The sequence below is a fragment of the Clostridium celatum genome (genome assembly GCF_021412605.1).
In the GTDB taxonomy this organism is placed as follows: Bacteria; Bacillota; Clostridia; order Clostridiales; family Clostridiaceae; genus Clostridium; species Clostridium celatum.
This window is the reverse complement of the sequence record NZ_JAJKGM010000003.1, coordinates 140,662-163,680: the sequence shown is the minus strand read 5'-3', so window position 1 is coordinate 163,680 and position 23,019 is coordinate 140,662. Positions and strand designations below refer to the sequence as shown.

Genomic DNA, 23,019 nt, shown 5'->3' with positions numbered 1-23,019 from the left:
ATGGACACATCCTTTCTTAACTAAATATTATTTTACTTAGTTCGATTTAATGTGTCCACTACTTTATACTAACACCATTGATCCTATAACATTTATTGGTGTTCTAAGCTCATGAGATAAATTTACAAAATAATTATTTTTAAATCTTTCATTATCTATTATTTCTTTACTTAATCTTTTATTTTCTTCTAATTGTTTATTTAACTTAATAGTTTTTTGATTAACCAAATGACGTAGTATCTTAACATAATTAAATATACAAATGAACAATGCTATTATTATAGATATATATATAATATATGCTAACTGGGTTTTCCATATTGGATTTTTTACTCTTATTTTAATACTTGTTTCCTTTGTCTTTTTACCTTGTCCATCTCTAGCTCGTATTTTTAAAGTATAAGTTCCTGATTCTAGATATTTAAAATCTAACTGATTTCTTGAATCAATATATATCCAATCTGAATCGAACCCTTCAAGCATATATTCATAAGTTATACTATTTATCCTTTCATAGTTGGGTAAAAAATAACTAATATACAAATTTTTGTAGTTATGCTCTAAAACTAATTCATCTCCATCATATACAACTTTATTTTTACCAACATATATATCTCCAATTACAACTTCATTATTATATGTTTTATAATCTTTTAATTCGCTTGGATTAAAATATGTAATTCCTTCTGTACTAGCAAACATTATATATCCACAATCAAGTTTTAAGCTTGAATTTAAATTGAATTGATATGCATGTAAACCATCCATTTTTGTGAAATTTGTAAAAACTTCTTCTTCTATATCAAATTTATTTAATCCTTTATTAGTACTTATCCAAATATCACCATTATCATCAACTAAAATAGAATTAATAAAGTTATTAGTTAATCCATCAGCTGTAGTATACGAAGTAAATTCATTTGTTTTTAAATTAAATTTGCTTAATCCTATATTGGTGCCTATCCATAAGTTATCACTAGAATCAAATACCATACAATTTATATAATCATTTATTAACGAATTCTCATTTAAAGTTTCTCTTACATATTTGTCCATAACACCATTTTGTTTATGGTATTTTATTAATCCAATATTAACTCCACCTAACCAAATAATATCTTCATCTTTATTATCTTGAAGTATATATTTTATGTTTCCTGGATTTATCCCAAACTCTTTCATATTTTCGCTATAATATGTCTTTTCTCCAGAACTTATATTGTAAGAGTAAAAATCCGTTGTTGTTGCTATCCAGATATTCTCCCAATCACTATACATATAGCTCAATTCTGAATAATAATCATCTCCAATAAGTATTTCACTATAAGAATTTTCCTCGGTATCAAAGTATATTAACTCTTTATTGGTAACAGCAATAATATATTTATTATTAATTTCAAACATAGATCTTATATATCTATCCTTTAAATTAAAATTTTCTTCTTCATATAAAACATCTACTAGCTCACTAGTCTTATAATCATAGATATATATACCATAAAATTTAGTACCTATCCATATATAATCATTATGATTTAATATAGCTACTGCATTGTTGTCATATTTATTAATACTTTTAAATATAATATTTTCATTTAATATATTAATCCCCTTATCCGTTCCAATCCACATTGTACCATTAAAATCTTCATAAAAGCAGGTTATAATATTACTACTAATTGAATTTTTAGATAGTTCATCTTTTTTTAATATATCAAATTTCTCGTTCTCACTTGAATATCTTATCACACCATTACTACTAGATATCCATATGTTATTATTACTATCATTAAAAACATAGTTATTATAGAATTTAACTTTTTTACCATTAAATTCGTAAATGCTATTTATACTATTTTTAGTGATATTGTATTCTTTAATACTCTCACTATCAATTATATATATATAATCTCTTCTCTCTTCTTTTATGTTATAAATAAAAATACCTTCTTTAGTAGATATCCACAAATTACCATTTTCATCCATGGTCATATTTGAAATAAATAATTTATCTGTACTACTATCACTTCTGTTACTGCTTACTTTTAAATCTTTATCTATTATATTTAACCCTTGTTTAGTTCCAACCCATAAAATATCCTCCCCCTCTTCTAAACAAGTTATTGATGAATTTGTTAATGAGTTTAAATCACTTGGATCATGATAAAAAGTTTGAATTGAGTTATTTCTAACATCTATTTTCATTAATCCATTTTCCGTTCCTACCCACATAATATTTTCGTCATATTTACTCTTTATTAGTGATGTTATACTTAACTCCCCTAAGTTATACTTATCTTTTCTATCCTTCATTCTTACAATGACACCTGTATCGGCCATCAAAAAATCCAATCCATTATCAGTAGCTATCCACATATTCCCATAAACATCTTCTTCTATATCCATTATGTAAGTGGAACTCAAAGTATTTTCACTCTTAACATTACAGTTATATATTTTTATTATTTGCCCATCATATTTATTAAGTCCATCTTTTGTTCCTATCCACATATAACCTCTACTATCTTGAAATATTGAAGTTACATTTTCATTTGAAAGCCCTTCATCAATAGATATATTTTCAAATTTCGCCTCATTTAATATTGCCCCAACTGAGTTTATAGGCATGAAAATATTTAATAAAATAAATATAATGAACATTCTTAATATCGTATACATTAAAACCTCTCACTGTTAAATCTACTTTGATGTAAATTAATATTTTAATTAATATATTAAATAAACTTATATATTTTTTTCTATACATTAATTTTTCATGCAAAATATTGTTATATTAATCATTTTACTTTATTTATTTTAATTTATTTTCAATTTGTCGCTAAATGACTATTTTTGTACCTAAATTGCATTATTAAATAATTTAAACATAAAAAAATAAAGGGATACTGTTTAAAATCAGTATCCTTCAATATGTTATAATTAAATTTTATATTAAACCATTAGATATGTAGTAAATATATTATTTTCATGTTTTCTATTAATATATCCATTATATTTTTTAACAACTTTATCAACTTGAATTAGCCCAATACCATGCATATTACTATGCTTCGTAGTTAAGAATTTACCATTTACTTCATTGACATATCCATTAGTATTATTACTTATCTTAACTACTAATCTATTCATTTCAGAAGCTATTTTTAAATCTATAAATTTATCTTCCTCAATAACATCACAGGCTTCTATGGAATTATCCAACAGATTACCTATAATAATACATATATCTACATTAGAAATTTTTATTTCTGAATCTATTTTCAGATTTAAATTTACCTTTATATTTTTTTCTTCTGCCATTTTCATTTTACTCATTAATATAGAATTTATAGCTATATTATTTGAATACATATTTTTATCAAGCTTAATAATATTACTAGTTATTTCATTTATATATGAAATAACTTCTTCCTTTGTACCTGCTTCTAATAATCCTAAAATCATACTTATATGATTTCTAACATCATGCTTCCATCTTATCATTCTTGTGTACATATTTATAATTTCTTCATCATGCATTTTACGGTCCAATTCCATTTTTAACAAAAACTTCTCTTCAGTTTCTTTTGAGAATGTATTTAAAACATATATTAATAATATTTGAATTATACATAAACTAGACACTATTATTATAATATTTATATTTATTCTATCTAATCTTTCAACTAAGTCTCTTTCCATTATAAATATTAATATATGGTGTAAAACTAAAATAGTTCCTCCTACATATAAAGTTTTATTTTTTATATATTTTATAAAACCTATATTATTTGCCAATATACTAATACATATAAATTGAATAAATCTATTAATAAGCATTGCTACACTTTTCTTATAATTACCGTAAAAAGCTATTTCAGCTATAGTTGTATTGAATATTTCTGCAACTACTATTAATACTATAAAAGAAATTATTAACATAATAGTAAGATAAACTGATGATAAAAAAAATTTTTCTGACATTCTCCCTCTCCTAAATACAATAGGGTATATTAATAATAAAATATAATAACCAAAAATAAATAAAATTATTCCATTTCCTTGTATATTAAAAATTACGTTATTGGTGTAATCGGATGGTATTAATGTATAAATAATTATCATAATTATTGTACATACTTGACTATATCTTTTATTTTTAGGTGGCATAACCTTATTAAAAAAATACATCATAATAAGAACATTTATAAATTCACCAATTACTTCCATCACAAATAAATCAATCATATAATTACCTCAAGCTTTATTGACATATATAATTTATAAAAGCGTCATTTACTTCTTTATACCTTCCTCTACTTATTGGTATTTTTAAACCACTTACTAGCAATACGTTATTTTTTATTATCGCTTTTATATACTTTACATTTACTATGTACGATCTATGGCATCTTATAAAATATTCACTAGGTAATACTTCTTCTATTTCACTTATTTTCTTTCTTAGTGTTATTTTCCCTGAATTTGTATGAATATCTATATAAGGTGAAAACATTATACAATAATTTATATCATTATAATCTAATTTAATAGTTTTTTTAGTTGTCTCTAAAATAAGTATAGATTCTTTAAATTCATTAGTTATTCTATTTAAGGACTTGTCCAAACAGAAATATAAATCAGAACTTTCTATAGGCTTTATTAGATATTGTAATGCCCCCACCCTATATCCATGTAATGCATATTTAAAAAATCCTGTTACAAATACAATATCAACCTTATTATTTTTTTCTCTTATTATATTTGATAACTCGATTCCTGACATCTTACTTAATTTTATATCTAAAAATATTATGTCATATTTATCATAATCAGACCATTCAAACAAAAATAATTCTGCTGTTGTAAAGTTATCAATTGATACATCAATATTTTTTTCTTTTGCCCATTTTTTAATTTTAACATTAAGAAAATCAATTTCTTTAGCTTCATCCTCACATACTGCTATCTTCATCTCTATGACCATCCTCCAATGTCTTTAGATATTATAATAGTTATATCTTCTTGATTTTTTGTCAATACTTTATCTTTATTCCAATCGCTTAGTTATTTTTCTAAATAACTAAATAATCGGCTTTTATTATAACTTACTTTTACATACATTGTAAATTTTATTTTGTAATAGCTATAATAGATGTTATTAATGCATGATCACTTCCCGCTAATATTGACTCCTCATATAAATACTTTGTTTCCATAATTTCACTAACGGCTTACTTACCCTTTGGTAACTACCTTACTAAAAAGTACATTATTGTTAATATTTCACCTGTTTGATATAGTAATTTTATCAAAATAGAAGGAATGATTTATATGAATAAAAATTTAAAAATATTATATTTTAGCCCTACTAGTGGAACTAAAAAAATTGTTAAAGCTATAGCCGAATCTATTGATTCAAACTATGAAGAATTTGATATAACATTGCCACAAAACAGAACTAATAACATAACTTTTTCTAGTGATGATTTAGTTATAGTAGGTATGCCAACTTATGCTGGAAGATTTCCAAGATTACTACATAATTTTCTAGATAAGATTACTGCTAACAATACACTTGGGGTATTTATAACTACTTATGGTAATAGAGATTATGAAGATGCCTTATTAGAGCAATATGATATTTTTACCTCAAAAGGATTTATAGGATTAGGTGCTGCTACCTTTATTACAGAACATTCATCAACAAGTAAATTAGCTACTGGAAGACCACATGCTGAAGATTTAAAAACTGCTTCTGATTTTGGATGTAAAATTATAAAAAGATTAAAAGAAATTAACTCATTATCAGATTTAAATTCTTTAACCCTACCCGGAAGCATGCCATATGTAGAAAAGAATATTCCATCTATGCCATTTGCTCCTGAAACTAATGAAAAATGTGTTACTTGTGGAATATGTGCAAAACACTGTCCAACTAGTGCTATAGACTTTTTAGACTACAGAACTATTGATATTTCTAAATGCATAAAGTGTAATAGCTGTGTTAAGAGATGTCCCTTAAATGCTAAAGCAATGACTTCAGAACCTTATAAAAATATGCAGAATATGCTTATTGCTAATTTTGCACACAATGAAAAGGTTCCTGAAACATTCTTAGCTTAAAAATTAATCCGTATCAAATTTTTAATGATACGGATTGATTTGTTATTACTTTGAAAATTTCAAATTTTCATCAATAATAATATTATATTCTTCTGTAAATTTATCTTTATTTTTCATTCCCCAATCAAACATAGATTCCATTATTGGATATAAGCTTTGACCTAATTCTGTTAACGAATATTCCACTTTTATTGGTACTTCTTCTGAGTAAACTTCTCTTTTTATAAATCCATTCCTTTCCAATTCCTTTAGTTGTGCTGTTAAAACTTTTGCACTTATATTTCCAATTTCATTTTGAAGCTCACCAAACCTCTTTGTACCTTTTCTTAACTTACACAATATTATAAATTTCCATTTATCACACAATAATGAAACTACTAATTCTATTGGATACTTTATTTCACGTTTCTTCATAAGTTTCTCATACTTCCTTATTAGCTTTATGCTTTAATTATATATTACTATATCTAAATCTCAAAATAATATAAATAAACACACTAAAATCAATTTAGATTTTAGTGGGTTTCATGTCTAATGACTAAAGCTTGGATACATTTTAATGTTATTTTTACAATTACACTAAACTGTATTCTGCTAAAAAGTATAACTAAGATTCTTTGTTAATTTTTTTCATTCTATCTTTAAATGCTTTTAAAATAATAGTATTATTACTATTATTACCATTAATAAAAGACGTATTTTTCTTTATTGTATCGAAATCAAACTTTAATAATAGTTTAGCAAAACATTCATCTGCAAATGAATTTGATAATATTTCAATATTATCTAGATCAAAAATAACCTTGTCATTATTCTCAATAGACTCTTCAATTTTCTCTCTTAATTTATTTCCTAAATCTCTTGTTCCTAAAGAAATTCCTAATTCACAAAATCTTATAATCATATTATTCTCCTTTACCACAAATCAAAAACCATGTCTTCTGCTTCATCAACACTTACTGGAATATTTTCTCCAAATATATCTTCTAGCCTAACCTCATTATCCATCTCTATTTGAAGTGATACTATCGTACCATTAAAATATGGTATATCCCTTATTTCCTTTTCATTATTTTCTATTATCAGCTTTTTATTTCCTGAGTATATCATTAATTTCCCATCATTTAACTCAATAAACCTAGTAGTATGATAAAGCCCATTCCCCATACCTTTTCCATTAGTAACCGATTCTCTTATACAATAAGAAATAGCCTCTTCTTCTGTTAGATTGCTATACTCGCTTTTATCATTTTCTGTTAAACTTCTATATATTCCCTTACCACAATCAATTATTGAGATACATAATTTACGTCCTGTCGGATATCGTTGTGCAACTAAAAATCCACCAATATTAGAATCAGCATGATTTTGAACATTATCTACAACTTCAAAAAAACAATAATTTAACATCTTAAAAACTGATTCTTCTAACTCAAGATTATTTCTAAAAATTTTCATTACCTCATTAACTAATTCTATACTATTAGTATTATCAAAGTTTGTAATCTCAACAAATCTTCCCTCACTACTATATCTATAGTTATTAACTACCGTTTCTTTATTTAAATGCTTATAAAAATCTAGCCTTTCTGCATAACTATTAGAATTTTTTATAATTATAGAAATTGTGTATTCTTCTGATATTTTATATTTGTATAGTGATACTATAACAGCTAAAGTCTCGGGTTGTACAAATTTATATAATACTAAATTAAGCGTGTATTCTTCTCTTTTATTATTAATTTTGTTAAATTCATTCGTAATTTGCTCGATTGTTATGTAATCTGTAATATTAATAGTAATATCTATCATCCTCTGTGCCTCCTAGCTAGTTACTTGAAAATTTTCTATTAATTTAAAATTTTAAGTAAATTATATCACAAATTACAATATTAACCTATTATCATTTCTTTATTGTTCCCAATTCTATTGCTTTTATTCCTTTATAGATATTCAAATAAAGCCATCCCCTGTAGAATATACATTACCATTCTTAAATTCAAATACTATTTCATCTTTGGAATTTACTTCAATTTTATTAATAACACTATTCCATATTCCTTCATCAAACCCTGTAATTAACTCATTACACTTTTCTAATCTTCCTATAAACTCTTTTATATTTTCAAACTTAATCTTTTGCTTAAATACATTTTTCTCTGCCTCTTCTACTCTATTCTTTACTTCCTCATACTTAGTAACTAATTCATTATATTTTTCTTCATACTCTTCTTGATTTAATGCTGCATGTGCATTTCTTTCTACTTGTTTTTTAAGTAACTCTATCAAAATTTCAGCTTCATTTTCTAATTGCAACTTCTCTTTTTCTAGTTTTGAAGTATCACCTAACCTATCAATTATTTCTTTATAATCTCTCAATATCTCATCTTTATTTTCTATCATCTCATTAAAAGCTTTAACAAATAATTCTTTAAGCTTGTCTTCATATATATGTGGTGTTTTACACCTTTCATTGTTATCATACTTATGGTTGCATCTCCATACAACCTTTCTATATTTACTATTAGAGTGCCAAGTCTTACTCCCATAAAATCCACCACACTCACCACATATTATCTTCCCAGAAAAGCAAGAATTACTTCTTCTCAATCCTCTATCACTTCTTCGCCTTTCAAATTCAGCTTGTGCTAAATCAAATACTTCTGCACTTATTATTGCTGGATGACTATTCTCAACATAGTACTGTGGAACTTCTCCCTCATTAACTTTCTTCTTTTTAGTAAGAAAATCTACAGTAAAGCTCTTTTGAAGAATTGCATCTCCCTTATATTTTTCATTATGAAGAATACTTCTAATAGTACTTTCACTCCACACTTTTTTTCCTGCTGGTGATGGAATGTTATTTTCACTTAAGTACTTAGCTATTGTTGTTCCTGCTGTTCCCTCTAAAAACATTTTATATATTAATCTTACTGTCTTAGCTTCTGATTCTACTATCTTAGGTAATCCATCTTCACCTTTTTCATATCCTAGGAATTGCTTATAGGGTAAGCTTACTTTTCCATCTGCAAATCTCTTTCTTTGTCCCCATGTAACATTTTCTGAAATTGACCTACTTTCCTCTTGAGCCAAGCTGGACATTATCGTGATCAGCAATTCTCCTTTACTATCTAATGTGTAGATATTCTCCTTTTCAAAATATACCTCTACCCCTTTATCCTTTAGCTTTCTAACTGTAGTTAATGTATCTACTGTATTTCTTGCAAACCTTGATACTGATTTAGTTATTATTAAATCTATTTTTCCTGCTAAAGCATCTTTAATCATTCTATTAAATCCATCACGCTTTTTGGTGCTTGTTGCTGATATACCTTCATCAGCATAGACCTCTACAAACTTCCATTGATTATTACTTTGAATATATCCTGTGTAATGATCTACCTGTGCTTCATAACTTGAAAGCTGCTCTTCATTATCAGTAGAAACTCTTGCATAAGCTGCTACCCTTTTTAATCTTAAACTACCTTCACTAGATACTGTAGCAAAAGTTTCTACTGCTGGTATCATTGTTACCCTTCTTGCCGTTGTCATTTAAACCATTCCTTTCTTTATTACCTTTCCATTTTTTAAAATCACAATTACTGTTCTGCTTTCTTCAATCTTTATTTTCTCTATAGTCTCATTAAATATATCTTCATCAAACTCTTTTATCTGTAATACTACATTAAGTAACTTTATTAATTGTTCTTCACATATTGGCTTTGCTATACACCCTTCATCTCCATACTTATGATGATTTGAACAAACCCAAGTGCTTCTTCCATTTCTATCTTTATGCTTATAGTTTTTACCACAAATTCCACATTGTATTTTAGAAGTAAATATATAATTTTTCTTTCCTGGCTCACATTTATATTTAATCCTATTAACTTTCATTATTTCTTGAGCTCTTTTAAATGTTTCAATATCTATAATTGCAGGATGTGTTTCTTCTGCATAATACTGTGGTATTGTTCCTTTATTTTTAATTAGCTTCTTAGTCAAGTGGTCCTTAACGTATTTCTTTTGCAGTAACGCATTACCTATATATTTTTCATTTTTAATAATGTCTGCTACCCTTTCAGAATTCCATTTTCCACCCCTTAATTTTTTCACCTTCATTTCTCTTAACTTTTTAGCTATTACTGTACACCCATATCCATCTAAATAATCCTGAAAAATCATTCTAACTATTTGAGCCTCTTCCTCATAAATCTCAATTTTCCCTTTGTCTATCCTATAACCATAAATAAATCTTAAGTTTATAAGCTCTCCCTGCTCAAATCCTTTTCTTATTCTCCATTTACAATTTTCACTTACTGATCTACTTTCCTCTTGCGAAAAAGAAGCGAGGATAGTAAGCATTAACTCACCATCCCCGCTCATACTATGAATATTCTCTTTTTCAAAAAATACATCTACATTTAACTCTTTTAATTCTCTTACAGTTTCCAACATCTTTACTGTATTTCTTGCAAATCTAGAAATTGATTTTGTTATAATCATATCTACCTTTCTATTTCTGCATTCATCCAATAACTTATTAAATTCTTCTCTATTGTCCTTAGTTCCAGTTACAGCTTCATCTGCATAAACACCCACATAGCTCCATTCATTATTATTTTGAATAAGATTACTATAATAACTTACCTGTGCTGAAAGTGAATGAAGCATTGCATCCTTACCATTTGATACTCTTGCATAAGCAACTACACGTTTTTTACTTGGAATTTTTGAAATTCCTTTTTGTATCACTTTAATAGTTCTTTCCATTAAATCACTTCCTTCCAGGTATCAATGTTAGCTCTACTAAATATATAAATCAAGTTATAAAGCCCCAACTACAGGATTATATTTTTTAACTAATAACTTATTTATTTTCTTATAATCCTTTTTATCTATTATTTCTTTTACTAGCATTGATTTTGCTATAGCTATTGCTACTCTATAATTCTTTTCACGATTAAATTGTTCTTCATTCATTTTCCCTATCCCCTTTACCAAAACGTTTCTTAATATAACAATTATGACTACAATACTTCCTATTCTTATTTCCATAGCTTTTAAACTTATTACCACACTCAGAACAAGTTAATGTATAATATGCTTTTCTATCAATACAATAATCATGTTCTTTCCACCATTGTCTCCTACATTTATCAGAACAGAACTTTTTTCTTTTACCTTTCTCACTTTGCTCTAATTCCTTTTCACACTGCTTACATTTAATATGTTCCTCTATCTTAGTATTAACTCTACTTGCTCTTACTCCACCTAAATTATTTCGTCTACAAAAAGCCTTTACCGTATTCTCTGATATCTCTAAAGCTACTGCTATTTTAGAATAACTATATCCTTTTTCCCTGAAAACCTTTATTTTTTCTTTTTCATTATTAGTCATATGAATCCTCCTAAATCGACTTATATAAATTTATTACTACATATCACTCTGAAATTTATATAAGTCAACATTATCCATATTAATTCTATTTATTAAAAATCATAACAGTTGCATCAAATCCACCGGCTTTAAGCTTTTGAACCTGCTTATCTGCATTTTCTCTAATAGAAAAAGAACCTGCCATAACTCTATATAATGTTTTACCATTACTAGAATTGCTAACAGATTCTTCTTTATAAGTTATTCCTAATTGAGATAATATAGCTTTTGAAACAGCTTTAATTATTTCTTTTTGCTTACTATCAAATAAACTATTATCCCTTGAATTATCTAAAAATCCTAATTCAATTAATACCGCTGGGGCTTTTGTTTCTCTTAAAACATGAAAATTTTCTTTCTTAACACCTCTATTTACAAATCCAATATTAACAATAGCTGCTTGTATTTTATCAGCCATAGCCTTAGATCTAGCATCTTGATTTAAATAGGTATAAGTTTCTACACCAGTTGCAGCTTCAGGCTTAAATGCATTTCTATGAAATGATATAAAGTAATCATAATTACTTTTATTCTCATAATTACTTCTTTGTTGCAATGTTAAAGTAGTATCAGTAGTTCTTATCTCATCAACAATTACTCCATGTCTTCTTACTTCCTTAGATACCTCTTTTCCTATTGCTAAAACATCATTACTTTCTTTTCTTCCATTATAACAAGCTCCTGGATCATTTCCTCCATGTCCATAATCAAAACATAATCTACTCATTAATATCATCCTCCTTATTTAATTGATGTAATATATCTATAAGTTTCTTTGGGATAGGTAACCCTACCCTACCTGCATTTTCTAAAATACTAATACCTTCATTAGAAATGTAGAAAAAAATAACGGCTGTACGAATTGCACTACCGTTCCCTAATATTTTTGAATCAATTATATGAGCTATTGATACTAATATAAAAATTACTACTTTTCTAAATATACCTTTAAACCCAACTTCACTTGAAATTCTCTTTTCAACTATTCCAGCCATAATTCCAGTAATATAATCTACTGCCACAAATAATACTAACGCATACGCTAAACCGTCTAAACCTCCTAACAACCACCCAAAGAACCCACCTAAAACTGTAATGAAAAATTGTCCTACATTAATAAATTCTTTCATCCTTTTATACACCTCTCTTTTAATTACAATATTTTTTGTATCTGAAAATCATATTGTATTTTCATTGTATTAGTAGGAGTTTTTGTTACCGGTGCTGCTAATAAAGTTTGTGCTCCTACATGTGTTCCAATAGAATATTTTCCTATTGTCAAAGTTACATTTGCTCCATCTTGTTTAATTTGTTCTAAGGTATATCCTATTTCGTTATCATCTACTCTATACTTTAAATGCCTTTGAGTTGATGATGTATCTATTATTATAGGAGTTGCTTTCACTGCATTATTATTTAAATAGCATATCTTTTTATCCTCACTTAAAAAAGCTACACTATCATTAAAATCACTAAAAAAATATGATGTTGCTTTACCATAGTCTCTTACTAATGTTAATGTCCCTCCATTTATAACGTACTCACTGAATTTACTTCCACTTACATAAACCTTATTTGCTCTAATATTCACATTTACATATTGGCTACCTATATTACTTGTATCAAGGCTTAATGTTTGTACTTGCCCTGTATCTATATCTATAATTGCTAAGTTATTAGTTTTACTGTAGGCATTTATAATAATTACTCCATTATCACTAGCTCCCCATCCACAAAAAGTATTAGTTATACTGCTGCTTAATTTTCCTGAAATATCTATATATTTATAAAAGGTAAAATCATCATTTAAAATTAATGCATATTTAGGATAAAATATTGATGTATAACTACTTGTACTTTTCTCTCCTAATATACAAACCCATTTATCTGATGATCTAGTCATGGCTTTTCCAACATAATAATTACTTCCACCTGCTATAGCATCTGTTCTAGTACATGGACATACTACTGTGATTTCTTCTTTTTTAGTTGGTAAAGTAGTCATATCTCCAATCCACCATATACTTTGGAAAGTTCCATTAGCAGCATGTGTAGGAAAATCAAAAACAAAATGTAATAATCCATTTCCCTCTGTGTCTAATTTGGTTTCAGCCGTATTTATTGTTCCCTTTAAAATATCACTTCCAGAATATGAAGTTGCTTTATCAGCATAAGCAACTAACTCACCTTTATAATAAGGAGTATCAGCACTTTCCTCTCCACTATAACTAGTTAAAACTATGTTTTGAAATGGAGCCGAATAATAATTACTATTTCTATTTCCCTTTATCTTTGAATAAAAATAATCCATATATGCTATTTTGCTAACATAATTATTAATAATATTTTCAGTTTTAGCTTCATATATTTTTTCTCCATTTTCACTATCAAATAACTCAACTGTTGCAATTCCCCTAGTTGGAACTTTTGGTTTTTGTTTTAACAACTCTTTTCTATCTTCATTTATTAAGTCTATATTGTAAGCAATACTTTCTCTAAATTCCAAAACCCTTACCCCCTTTTAATTTAACTCTACAATACAACTATCACTTGCCTTCTCTCCATTAATACTGAAATAATTTATTTCCTCAGTGATTATTTTATTTACTAAATCATTAAATAAAATATCTACGGCACTTCCTATATTTAAATTCGTGTCTACTCTTACAAATTGAATTTCTTGTTTCACTTCTGCATGTGGAAGCTCTGAACTTAATCCTCCTTGAAGATTCCTACCATCTATCATACATTGCATATTATATATAGGTATTTTTACTGTACCTGTGTCCGTTTTTAAATATATTCCTACATAATGTGCACCTGAACTAACCTGTGGTATTCCTAAAGGTATACCTATAACATTATCTCCTTGATGAAGTTTTTGCTTTGGCTTAAATGGTATTTCAACATTATCTAGTTCTATTTTAATTGTTAATGTACACTCTGAACTTGCTATGCAGCTTATTGCTACATTTAAAGCTAAATTAGTATTTGAAACAGCACTTACTCCTAAATACATTGGCTGAATTTCAGTAGTACTTACTGTTAACTCTAATGGATTTCCATAGTAAAGCATTGAGGTTAATGCCTGAGCAACTTGATTGCCTAATTCATCTGTAGCACTTTTTATCAATGCTGCTGGGTCCATTGATTTAAGAAAATCTCCTAATGGTTGTCCTAATTCAACTTTTGTGTTTATACCTGTAAGTAAATCCTTTTTTATCTTAATAACTTTAACCTTAACGTCAATATCAAATTCACTGTGTCTAACAGTTACAATATCTCCAACATTAACTTTTTCTAAATCCTTAAATCTTAAATATTCTCTACTCTTACTTAACTCTATAAAATCAACTTGTATATTAATTGAGCTTAACCCTATGGTTTTTGCTAATTCAGTTGCTACCTTTCTTAGAGTAACTTCATCTTCTGCTTCCTTAATTTCAACTTTCTTTATAATAGGAAATGGTGGATATAAATCACTATCCCAATTTGGAACATTAATGTATTTCTCATAAAGTCTTATTCCATTAGCTCCTTTGGGATATATTTTTGTGACAACATCAGTAGTGTCTATTGTTATTTTTAACCCACTAATATTTTTCCCATACTTTATAAGTACACCATTATCTTCCCCTCTTTGCTTTAGTATTTTTATATCATAATTATCTCTAACTAATTCTCCTTGACCCCATCTATCAATTATCTTAAACATAGCTTCAGCTGGACTAAGTTCTACCATATATAAAGTATTAGGAATAATAATATCACTATCTACACTATATATTGTAGATAAATCACTTATCATAGCTTTTTGCATTGCTGTTTTTACTGAAGCATTAGTTGGTCTTTCATCTTCAATAAAATAATTAGCTAGATCATAATATATATGATTAGCATATGCTTTTACTCTTTTATCAGCAGATTGGACTTTTTCAACTTTATAAATTCTAAATAACTGATTATCAGCTTTTATTATATTAAATTCTTTAAGATATATTGCCTTCTTTGAATTGGCTGGATATTCTATTTCTAAATAATATTGTCCATTTAACTCTTCTGTTACTTCTGCTAATATTGGTTCATTTAAAACTCCAAGTCCATTATTATCAAAATTACCTTTAATAGTTTTTTTATCATATATGCATAACACTTATAGCCACCTCCAATTTGGAATAACCTCCACTTTGGAAACACTACCTGTCCATGATATATTGTTTTCTCCTATTTCAAACTTAGGAAATTCACCAGTCATTTTATTATTCAAATTATCTGTAGCTTCGTTATAGCAATTTTGCTGAACACTATCTAAAATAATATGATTTGTAACTTCTTTTAACTTTATAACTTCTGAATTAATAGTTAAATTAATATCTCCACTACCAAATATCTTAATTATTGGCTCTGAATATATACTTCCTGGATTTGTTACACTTCCTTCTGCTGTCATTTCAATAACATCACTTTCTACTTCATACTTAAAAGGTCTGCAATTAAAAACTATAACAAACTTTGAAATATACTTTAGTACCTGTGTAAAATCTATTACATTAACTACTTGAGCTATATACTTTTTATTATCTTGATTGCTAAAAATTAAATTACTTTCTCCATATGACAATAGCCATTCTTTTATTTCATCTATTTTATTTGGTAATACTTTATCTTTAATTGAAGATTCCACAGCAATAGTAATATCTTCATAAGTATTCTCATCAAACCTCAAGCTTGAACTTTTTCCTGGAATAACTACGTTAGTAATTCTTCTTTTAGGAGATGGTATAGCTGGTCTTTTAGAAATATATACTCCATAATCTGAAAAGCTGTTTTTACCTCTAAAATTAAAACTAAACATCTATTTACCACCTCTTCCCATAGTTATTCTTTGTCTATAGAACTCTAACTCATAAGCTAATTGTTCTATATCTTTTTCAGTATTATTTATGAAGTTTTCAATATACAGCGTAAATGTACTATTACTATTTTCATTTGATGTTCCATTTACTTTTTGCAATGCCTTAGCTAATAAATCATCTAATCTATCTATAGGCAATACTGCTTCTGTACCAGCTTCACCAACACCTATAACACTTGGAGAATTAAAAATACCACCTTTGGCATACCAACTAACTGATAGTTTTGGTACACTTGGTGGTACTAAGCTAAACTCTCCACTTAAACTAAAGTGAGGTAATTTAATTTTAGGTATTTTTATTTCTGGCAATCTTAAATTTCTAAAGAAACTAGCTATTGAATCTAACGCTCCTTTAACCGTATTCTTTGCTGCATCTATTGGTGTAGTAATTGCAGTTTTAATTCCATTCCAAACACTTGTGGTAGTATTTTTAATGCCGTTCCAAATTCCTGATATCGTTGAGCTAATAGAATTAAACACCGTTGATATTACATTTTTAACCCCATTTACAACATTAGAAATTACACTTTTAATTCCTTCCCATATAGTTGATGTCGTACTCTTTATACTATTCCAAGTATTTGTCGTTATAGTTTTAATTCCATTCCATATACTAGTTACCACTGAATTAATAGCATTAAATACAGTTGTTATTGTATTTTTCATTGAATCTATTATTGTAGAAATACTATTTTTTATAGATTCCCAAACACTTGATGTTGTAGCTTTTATGCTATTCCACACAGCTGTGGTTATCCCTTTAATAGCTTCCCACACTGTTGATATTATTGCTTTTATTAGTTCTAATGTAGTGTTAATTATTCCCTTTATCAAATCTAGTGTAGTAGATATTATGGTCTTCATATTTTCCCATACAGTTGATGTTAGATTTTTAATAGCTTCCCATGCACCTTGCCAATCACCTTTAAAAATATTCACTGCTATGTTAATAACACCTTTTATAACTTCAAGTGTGTTTTTTATAACAGTAGATATTAATGTAAAAGCACTGGTTATTACATTTACAATACTATCTCCGCATTGACTCCATATTTGTTTTGCAAATTCAATAAAGACTTTAAATAATTCTTTTAGTCCATCTATAATTCCACCTATTATATTTTTGACTTCATTCCAAGTAGCGTTAACTACATTTTTAAACTCTTCATTGCTATTATATAAAGTAACAAATATAGCAATAAGACCTGCTATTACTCCAATAACTATTCCTATTGGTCCTGTTAACGCTGTAAGGACAGTTCCTAAAGCCCCTGTTGCTCCACTTGCTGCTCCTATAGCTGTGGATATCGATCCAAAAGTTGTGAATAATGAACCCCCAACACTAATAACTTTTCCAATAATACTTACTACGGGACCTATAGCTGCAGCTATCATTGCAAACTTTATTATCAAATCTTGTTGTGCTGGACTTAGTGATGTGAACTTTTCAATAATACCTGTAACTGCTTGAATTAATCTTTCTATAGATGGCATAGCTCCCTCTACAGCTTCAATTAACTTTTTGCCTAAAGGTTCTAAAGCTACAGCCATTTGGTTTTTTAATATTACAAACTTATCACTTATAGTTTCCGTATCCTTTGCAGCTTTTTCTATTGTTTCTGGACTACTTTCTATACTACTTATTAATTCATCAAGGTTTAATCTACCTTCTCTAATAGCAGCTGCCATATCTGGTCCTGCTTTTGCTCCAAACATCTCCATAGCTAAAGTATTTGCTTCACCAGCTGTACCAGCTTCTTTAATTCTTTCTATCATTTCTGCAAGTGCTTTATTAGGTTCACTTATTCCTTCCTTAGCCATCTTTCCAAGTGCAATTCTTAAACTTCCAAGTACAAGTTCTGTATTTACACCTTCCTTTTCAAACTTACCAAGCATAGCTGCTGAAGTCTGCCAATCAAATCCCATTTGTCTAAGTGGCCCACCAAACTTAGTCATTAACTCTTGAAGTCTTGAAACTCCTATTCCTGTACTTTGGCTAACCTTAAAGGTATAGTCTAATGCCTCTGCATAATCTTCTGTACTTATCCCTGCATCCTGAAACATTCTTGTAGCAGCTGGAATAAGTGTGTTTATATCCTCACCTGTTATCTTTGCTAGTCTTAACATTTGTGTAGATAATTCTTGTAGTGATTCTCCACTTAATCCTGTTCTTGTGTTTAAATCTGCTATTACTTGGCTAGCATCACTCATTGTAGTATTCACTGTAGTGTACACTGCCTTGAAGTCATTTTCTAATCCTTTAAGAGATTCTCCTGTAGCACCTGTTCCAATTCTTATAGTATTATTAGCTTTTTCAAAATCTGTAGCTAATTTATAAAGACCTGTACCAGCTGCAACTATAGGTGCAGTTACAGACATAGAAAGTGTTTTACCTACACTAGAAAACCCTTCACCTACAGTTTTCATTTTGTTGCCAATCCCCTCAAAAGTTTTACCCATTTGAGTCCAGCCGCTACTTTGAACTTTAAGCTCCTGATTAACACTTTTAAGTTCATTTTCCATCTTATTAAGCTCTGCTTGAGCATAATCTAATTTAATCTTTAAGTTTTCAGTAGCTTTAGCATCTTCACCTTTTGTCTCTGCACTTTCTTGATAACTTTTGGATAGTGCTGCTACCTTTTGCTTTTGAAGTTCCATCTGCTTGTTTAATGTATCTTGCTTTAGTTTCAAGGTTTCTGTTACTTTACCATAGACACCCATCTTAGTGCTTGCAGCAGCAAACTCACTTTGGACAAGTTTTAAACTTCTTTGAACTTTACTTATACCATCTTGAAATCCTTTATCATCAAGACCAATTTTAGCAACTACTGTATTACCTCCACTTGCCATATCTGTATCTCACCTCCCTTAGAAAAGAACATTATCTATATAATCAAATTCTTCTTTTTCTTCTATTCCATTAACTTTTTTATAAACACTAAAAAGAGCAGTTAATTTCTTAGGAGTACTTCTCCAAAACTGCTCTTCACTCATACCTAATAAATTTGTCCCCAAATAATAAAGCCACTCCCAATTCCATGTATCCGAATCGGTGTGGCTTTCTATTCCCCCATATTTTCTTCTATTTCAGGCATTGACTCACTTAATGCCTCATTAATTACTGTTCCTAATCTTTCCAAATCACCAAGCTGTAATAGATCTCCTACTGATTTTAAAGTTACAGTATCATCTTCAACTTTAATTGCTGCATATAAAAGAGCTCTTATAGCTTTAATTTTCATAAGCTGCAAATCTTCAAAGGCTTTATTAATATCACCATAAACCTCTTCTAATTCACAAAATGTATTCATATTAAACTTTAATTCATATTCTTTATTTCCTAAGGTAAATTTAATACCTTTATTTCTTAATTCTGCTGCTTTCAAAATTATCAACTCCTTTCTAAATTTTTAATCAACAAAAAAACAGGGCTTATTTTTCCCTGTTAATCTATAATGGTAAAATTATCTGGACTAATTATACTATACGTTACTCTACCTTAAATTTAGAACTACTCATTATTCACTCAAATGATCCTTCATCTCTATTCGGTACCACTCCCGCTGTTTCTTCATCTTCAGTATTTTTTATTTCGTCAATTAACTTTTCTTCAGCTGCTTTAGCCTCTTCACTAGTTACTTCCTTTGATTTATTTTTGAAATATCGAATAGCTTTTGGTATTTGACAAAGCAGTATTCCCCCAGCAAGTCCCACTAAGGCTATTGAAAACTGTTCATCCTTTCTTAAGTTTGCCCCCTCTTGAAAGCTATGCTTCTTAACAGTCTCTATATACTTCTCAGGACCACCATTTTCTTTTGCTTTACGTGATAAATTCGCATAACTCCAGCCTTCAGACATATTTCGCGCCTCCCTAATGTTTTACTTATATAAAAGCAATTACTACTCCAATCAGTATACATAATATAACACTTGTTAATATCCAAACTTTAACTTTTTCTCCAAATGATCTAGTTGAACTTTTATCATTTCTAAAATGCCATATATTCCATAATCTCATTGATCTTCTTGTATCCATATTAAACATAGAAACATCATCCATAAGAATATATTCAATAAGTGTAGATTTATAATTAGGATATTTTTTGTGCAACACTTTATAATACAGCCATGATAAAAACAGTATAGATGGATAGCTTATCGCCAACCCTATTGATAATTCTATACTAAATACATATTTACAAATTAGAAAAATTATCAATGCCACAAAAGATGCTATACGTAAAATACTAAACAATCTTCTCATTACCATTTTCCTCCTACATATATAAATGAACCTCTAGTTATTACCACTTCTAAACGCCTCTTCGGATTCATAAATATTTGATTCTGAAATACTGTTTTTATGACCACATTCTGTACATTTCCAAATATATCTATGATCATCAAACCCTAGCTGTTGATTTAAATATGCATTGCAACGGTCACAATACCAATCGATATCATTAAATCTATTACTCATTAATTTCTATCCCCCTTTCTTTTCTCTTGTTCCATCTAACAATTCATTGAGTAATCATAATTTTCTTACACCTTTCCCAATACCCATAGATATTAGAAGAAACATCATAATACACTTATTATACTAAACTTTCCATTTAATTCAAATAACTTTAATGAAATAGCTTATAAAGTCACAGCTGGCTCATCTGGAACTTCTGTAAACCAACCACTAACTATTGAAGTATCAACCCCAGTTCCATCTTCATCAACTATAAATCTATAATTGCCATCAAAATCTCTAGCATAGAACTTTCCTGATAGTTTCGCACTTTTAGGATTTGGTTTTTCTGCTTCAGTATCATATTCATCACTTGAAAGTTCAAACTTCCCTTTTAATAACCACACATATCTATACTTTCCATTAGTCTTTTTAGATTTAAACCCAAGAGCTATTGTTGGTGGTATATCATCTTTATTTTCTATAAGTACGCCTTTTACAACTTTTGCTCCTTGAAGTTTTGCTCTACTTGCTAAAGATAATTGATTAACTTCTATCTCAACATCTACTCCTTCAAATGCAGCAATAACATCTTCTACTGAATCATCTGAATATATATTTTCAGTATTTGATTTTGGTGATAGCTTTGCACTTATAGCTCTTTCTAATTTTTCTGGTGTTTCATAAGTTGCTCCACTTGCAGTATCTTCTGTTAAAATTGCTATATGAATATCTTTTAATCCCATTTGTCTAGCCATTCTATCCTTCCCCCTTTTCTTCTAAAAAATAAAATCTAATTCCCTTGTGATATATTGCTGTATCACTTTCATATAAATCTTCTTCATTAAGCCTCTTAAATCCACAACTAATTAATAACTCTTTTACATTACTTACTAACTGTGTATAATCTTCTTTACTCCATATATCCACTTGTATATAATGTCCTGTCATAGCTTCAATATCATCTTCATATTCTTGTCCATTAACTGAATACTCATGAAATGTTATATATACTTTAGCTTTTCCACTATACTTTTGAAAGGATACTGGCATTTTTAAAGGCTTTAAAGCATCAATAATTAATTTATTTATCAAACTCATCAAGCCCCCTTTGAAGTTCTTCTTTTATTACATTATTTATTCCTTTTTCATTTTCAATTACTGATTTTTCTGCCCAATGTTGAGCTGGTATTTTACTTGTACCCCATTCAGTAAACTTACTATAAAAGAACTCTGTATTATCTCCTTTATTAGGACCTATCATTACAAAATCTACTCCATTATCTTTGTTTATTTCTGAAACTTTAATATTATCAGCCATATGTTTTTTTATATCACTAGATCTTGGAGCTTTCTTTTCCATACTATCTTTTACAAGTTCACCTGCTTTATCTAACGCTTTCTTTTTAATTTCTTCTGACTTCTCACCTAACTTATTTACCTTATCAATAAGTTCAGCCATTCCTTCAAGTTGAATCTTCGCCATTAGAGTCCACCTCCATAGCTTTTATTTCACAATATTTATTTTCATATCTTATGTTATTTATATCTGTTATGTTGTACTTCCTACCTTCAAAATTAATTATCATACTTTCATCTATATCCTTTATAAACCTTATAATAAACTTAACTGTCTTTTCTTTATTTATAGTTGCAGCTTCAAAGTATTCTTTACCACTTAAATTTAAAACCTTAGCCCATACAGTTTTATAATCTTTCCATTCACTAACTTCAAATCCATTTTCATTAATAGCTGTAACTAATATCTGAAAAGTAATTCTATGTTTTAAACTTCCTATCATCACCATTCATCCTTCCTGTATGAAAATAAAAGCTTAGTCATAATATCTATAACTTCTTTAGCATCATAATCTTCTCTTTTTTCATACATATTAGCTACAGAATACATTACTGCTTGTTTAACAATCTCTGGCACTACTTCAAACTCTGATACAGAATATCTAAGAATACCTTCTACTAAATCTTCTGATACGTTAATAAAAGTTGAGATGAGTGTATCTTCCTCCTCACCATCAACTCTTAAATATAATTTAATTTCTTCTAATGAAACTACCATAC

Annotated in this window: 27 protein-coding genes; 1 reads left to right on the top strand and 26 read right to left on the bottom strand. The window is 28.2% G+C overall.

All coding sequences use genetic code 11. The features are described 5' to 3' along the window. Positions 1-63: 63 nt before the first annotated feature. From LPC13_RS02710 to LPC13_RS02700, 3 genes are all read right to left on the bottom strand, one after another. Complete coding sequence (locus LPC13_RS02710; RefSeq protein WP_234088537.1) at positions 64-2,679, bottom strand: ligand-binding sensor domain-containing protein; 2,616 nt, start codon at positions 2,677-2,679, stop codon at positions 64-66. A gap of 273 nt (positions 2,680-2,952) precedes the next feature. After that, the gene (locus LPC13_RS02705; RefSeq protein ID WP_169317568.1) at positions 2,953-3,984 is read right to left on the bottom strand and encodes an ATP-binding protein; all 1,032 of its coding nucleotides are present in this window, start codon (positions 3,982-3,984) and stop codon (positions 2,953-2,955) included. A gap of 280 nt (positions 3,985-4,264) precedes the next feature. Then, complete coding sequence (locus LPC13_RS02700) at positions 4,265-4,975, bottom strand: LytR/AlgR family response regulator transcription factor (RefSeq protein ID WP_040418828.1); 711 nt, start codon at positions 4,973-4,975, stop codon at positions 4,265-4,267. A 359-nt stretch (positions 4,976-5,334) separates the two neighbouring features. Between LPC13_RS02700 and LPC13_RS02695 the strand changes: the two genes are divergently transcribed. Further along, on the top strand, positions 5,335-6,126 hold the full coding sequence (locus LPC13_RS02695; protein ID WP_005211504.1) for an EFR1 family ferrodoxin: 792 nt from the start codon (positions 5,335-5,337) through the stop codon (positions 6,124-6,126). A gap of 45 nt (positions 6,127-6,171) precedes the next feature. Here LPC13_RS02695 and LPC13_RS02690 read toward each other — a convergent pair whose 3' ends face one another. The 23 genes from LPC13_RS02690 to LPC13_RS02580 form a co-directional block, all read right to left on the bottom strand. Continuing rightward, complete coding sequence (locus tag LPC13_RS02690; protein WP_005211505.1) at positions 6,172-6,540, bottom strand: winged helix-turn-helix transcriptional regulator; 369 nt, start codon at positions 6,538-6,540, stop codon at positions 6,172-6,174. A 193-nt stretch (positions 6,541-6,733) separates the two neighbouring features. Next, on the bottom strand, positions 6,734-7,030 hold the full coding sequence (locus LPC13_RS02685; protein ID WP_040418830.1) for an STAS-like domain-containing protein: 297 nt from the start codon (positions 7,028-7,030) through the stop codon (positions 6,734-6,736). A gap of 11 nt (positions 7,031-7,041) precedes the next feature. Further along, positions 7,042-7,938 carry an ATP-binding protein gene (locus LPC13_RS02680; RefSeq protein ID WP_005211507.1) on the bottom strand — a complete coding sequence of 299 codons (897 nt, stop codon included), beginning with the start codon at positions 7,936-7,938 and terminating at the stop codon, positions 7,042-7,044. Between the two features lie 141 nt (positions 7,939-8,079). After that, on the bottom strand, positions 8,080-9,678 hold the full coding sequence (locus tag LPC13_RS02675) for a recombinase family protein (RefSeq protein WP_005211508.1): 1,599 nt from the start codon (positions 9,676-9,678) through the stop codon (positions 8,080-8,082). Further along, positions 9,679-10,899, bottom strand: coding sequence for a recombinase family protein (locus LPC13_RS02670; RefSeq protein WP_234088536.1), 1,221 nt, complete (start codon positions 10,897-10,899; stop codon positions 9,679-9,681). Between the two features lie 54 nt (positions 10,900-10,953). Continuing rightward, positions 10,954-11,109: an SHOCT domain-containing protein gene (locus LPC13_RS02665; RefSeq protein ID WP_005211510.1), complete on the bottom strand. Its 156-nt coding sequence runs from the start codon at positions 11,107-11,109 to the stop codon at positions 10,954-10,956. After that, entirely contained in the window at positions 11,102-11,527 is a 426-nt protein-coding gene (locus tag LPC13_RS02660) for a transcriptional regulator (protein ID WP_005211512.1), read from the bottom strand. Before LPC13_RS02660 ends, LPC13_RS02665 begins: the two co-directional genes overlap by 8 nt. Before the next feature lie 85 nt (positions 11,528-11,612). Then, a complete protein-coding gene (locus tag LPC13_RS02655; protein ID WP_040418832.1) occupies positions 11,613-12,293 on the bottom strand; it encodes an N-acetylmuramoyl-L-alanine amidase in 681 nt (226 codons plus the stop codon). Then, complete coding sequence (locus tag LPC13_RS02650) at positions 12,286-12,696, bottom strand: phage holin family protein (protein ID WP_005211515.1); 411 nt, start codon at positions 12,694-12,696, stop codon at positions 12,286-12,288. Before LPC13_RS02650 ends, LPC13_RS02655 begins: the two co-directional genes overlap by 8 nt. Before the next feature lie 23 nt (positions 12,697-12,719). Further along, on the bottom strand, positions 12,720-14,072 hold the full coding sequence (locus tag LPC13_RS02645; RefSeq protein ID WP_005211516.1) for a hypothetical protein: 1,353 nt from the start codon (positions 14,070-14,072) through the stop codon (positions 12,720-12,722). Positions 14,073-14,087: 15 nt separating this feature from the next. After that, positions 14,088-15,719 (bottom strand): phage tail spike protein, encoded by a 1,632-nt coding sequence (locus tag LPC13_RS02640; protein WP_005211520.1) that lies wholly within the window; start codon positions 15,717-15,719, stop codon positions 14,088-14,090. Further along, complete coding sequence (locus LPC13_RS02635) at positions 15,720-16,421, bottom strand: distal tail protein Dit (RefSeq protein ID WP_005211523.1); 702 nt, start codon at positions 16,419-16,421, stop codon at positions 15,720-15,722. Next, on the bottom strand, positions 16,422-19,331 hold the full coding sequence (locus LPC13_RS02630; protein ID WP_234088535.1) for a phage tail tape measure protein: 2,910 nt from the start codon (positions 19,329-19,331) through the stop codon (positions 16,422-16,424). An 18-nt stretch (positions 19,332-19,349) separates the two neighbouring features. Next, positions 19,350-19,496 carry a hypothetical protein gene (locus LPC13_RS02625; RefSeq protein WP_157464282.1) on the bottom strand — a complete coding sequence of 49 codons (147 nt, stop codon included), beginning with the start codon at positions 19,494-19,496 and terminating at the stop codon, positions 19,350-19,352. A gap of 47 nt (positions 19,497-19,543) precedes the next feature. Next, positions 19,544-19,867 (bottom strand): hypothetical protein, encoded by a 324-nt coding sequence (locus LPC13_RS02620; RefSeq protein ID WP_005211529.1) that lies wholly within the window; start codon positions 19,865-19,867, stop codon positions 19,544-19,546. Between the two features lie 136 nt (positions 19,868-20,003). After that, positions 20,004-20,339, bottom strand: coding sequence for a hypothetical protein (locus LPC13_RS02615; RefSeq protein WP_005211531.1), 336 nt, complete (start codon positions 20,337-20,339; stop codon positions 20,004-20,006). A 25-nt stretch (positions 20,340-20,364) separates the two neighbouring features. Further along, on the bottom strand, positions 20,365-20,745 hold the full coding sequence (locus tag LPC13_RS02610; protein ID WP_040418834.1) for a hypothetical protein: 381 nt from the start codon (positions 20,743-20,745) through the stop codon (positions 20,365-20,367). A gap of 33 nt (positions 20,746-20,778) precedes the next feature. After that, positions 20,779-20,961: a Sec23/Sec24 zinc finger-containing protein gene (locus LPC13_RS02605; RefSeq protein ID WP_005211536.1), complete on the bottom strand. Its 183-nt coding sequence runs from the start codon at positions 20,959-20,961 to the stop codon at positions 20,779-20,781. Between the two features lie 164 nt (positions 20,962-21,125). Beyond that, on the bottom strand, positions 21,126-21,698 hold the full coding sequence (locus tag LPC13_RS02600) for a major tail protein (RefSeq protein ID WP_005211538.1): 573 nt from the start codon (positions 21,696-21,698) through the stop codon (positions 21,126-21,128). 1 nt (position 21,699) lies between these two features. Next, positions 21,700-22,041: a hypothetical protein gene (locus tag LPC13_RS02595; RefSeq protein WP_005211540.1), complete on the bottom strand. Its 342-nt coding sequence runs from the start codon at positions 22,039-22,041 to the stop codon at positions 21,700-21,702. Continuing rightward, entirely contained in the window at positions 22,025-22,426 is a 402-nt protein-coding gene (locus tag LPC13_RS02590; RefSeq protein ID WP_005211541.1) for an HK97-gp10 family putative phage morphogenesis protein, read from the bottom strand. The genes LPC13_RS02595 and LPC13_RS02590 overlap by 17 nt, the downstream gene beginning before the upstream one ends. Continuing rightward, a complete protein-coding gene (locus LPC13_RS02585; RefSeq protein ID WP_005211545.1) occupies positions 22,407-22,742 on the bottom strand; it encodes a phage head closure protein in 336 nt (111 codons plus the stop codon). The genes LPC13_RS02590 and LPC13_RS02585 overlap by 20 nt, the downstream gene beginning before the upstream one ends. Then, entirely contained in the window at positions 22,742-23,017 is a 276-nt protein-coding gene (locus LPC13_RS02580) for a head-tail connector protein (protein ID WP_005211546.1), read from the bottom strand. Before LPC13_RS02580 ends, LPC13_RS02585 begins: the two co-directional genes overlap by 1 nt. Between the last annotated feature and the right edge of the window lie 2 nt (positions 23,018-23,019).

Coding starts and splice junctions, on each gene's coding strand:
- LPC13_RS02615 (WP_005211531.1), bottom strand. CDS start 20,339: ATGTCTGAAGGCTGGAGTTATGCGAATTTATCACGTAAAGCAAAAGAA.
- LPC13_RS02700 (WP_040418828.1), bottom strand. CDS start 4,975: ATGAAGATAGCAGTATGTGAGGATGAAGCTAAAGAAATTGATTTTCTT.
- LPC13_RS02600 (WP_005211538.1), bottom strand. CDS start 21,698: ATGGCTAGACAAATGGGATTAAAAGATATTCATATAGCAATTTTAACA.
- LPC13_RS02610 (WP_040418834.1), bottom strand. CDS start 20,745: ATGAGAAGATTGTTTAGTATTTTACGTATAGCATCTTTTGTGGCATTG.
- LPC13_RS02710 (WP_234088537.1), bottom strand. CDS start 2,679: ATGTATACGATATTAAGAATGTTCATTATATTTATTTTATTAAATATT.
- LPC13_RS02660 (WP_005211512.1), bottom strand. CDS start 11,527: ATGACTAATAATGAAAAAGAAAAAATAAAGGTTTTCAGGGAAAAAGGA.
- LPC13_RS02590 (WP_005211541.1), bottom strand. CDS start 22,426: ATGGCGAAGATTCAACTTGAAGGAATGGCTGAACTTATTGATAAGGTA.
- LPC13_RS02655 (WP_040418832.1), bottom strand. CDS start 12,293: ATGAGTAGATTATGTTTTGATTATGGACATGGAGGAAATGATCCAGGA.
- LPC13_RS02685 (WP_040418830.1), bottom strand. CDS start 7,030: ATGATTATAAGATTTTGTGAATTAGGAATTTCTTTAGGAACAAGAGAT.
- LPC13_RS02680 (WP_005211507.1), bottom strand. CDS start 7,938: ATGATAGATATTACTATTAATATTACAGATTACATAACAATCGAGCAA.
- LPC13_RS02695 (WP_005211504.1), top strand. CDS start 5,335: ATGAATAAAAATTTAAAAATATTATATTTTAGCCCTACTAGTGGAACT.
- LPC13_RS02665 (WP_005211510.1), bottom strand. CDS start 11,109: ATGAATGAAGAACAATTTAATCGTGAAAAGAATTATAGAGTAGCAATA.
- LPC13_RS02670 (WP_234088536.1), bottom strand. CDS start 10,899: ATGGAAAGAACTATTAAAGTGATACAAAAAGGAATTTCAAAAATTCCA.
- LPC13_RS02635 (WP_005211523.1), bottom strand. CDS start 16,421: ATGTTTAGTTTTAATTTTAGAGGTAAAAACAGCTTTTCAGATTATGGA.
- LPC13_RS02675 (WP_005211508.1), bottom strand. CDS start 9,678: ATGACAACGGCAAGAAGGGTAACAATGATACCAGCAGTAGAAACTTTT.
- LPC13_RS02595 (WP_005211540.1), bottom strand. CDS start 22,041: ATGAGTTTGATAAATAAATTAATTATTGATGCTTTAAAGCCTTTAAAA.
- LPC13_RS02585 (WP_005211545.1), bottom strand. CDS start 22,742: ATGATAGGAAGTTTAAAACATAGAATTACTTTTCAGATATTAGTTACA.
- LPC13_RS02705 (WP_169317568.1), bottom strand. CDS start 3,984: ATGTCAGAAAAATTTTTTTTATCATCAGTTTATCTTACTATTATGTTA.
- LPC13_RS02580 (WP_005211546.1), bottom strand. CDS start 23,017: ATGGTAGTTTCATTAGAAGAAATTAAATTATATTTAAGAGTTGATGGT.
- LPC13_RS02630 (WP_234088535.1), bottom strand. CDS start 19,331: ATGGCAAGTGGAGGTAATACAGTAGTTGCTAAAATTGGTCTTGATGAT.
- LPC13_RS02650 (WP_005211515.1), bottom strand. CDS start 12,696: ATGAAAGAATTTATTAATGTAGGACAATTTTTCATTACAGTTTTAGGT.
- LPC13_RS02690 (WP_005211505.1), bottom strand. CDS start 6,540: ATGAAGAAACGTGAAATAAAGTATCCAATAGAATTAGTAGTTTCATTA.
- LPC13_RS02605 (WP_005211536.1), bottom strand. CDS start 20,961: ATGAGTAATAGATTTAATGATATCGATTGGTATTGTGACCGTTGCAAT.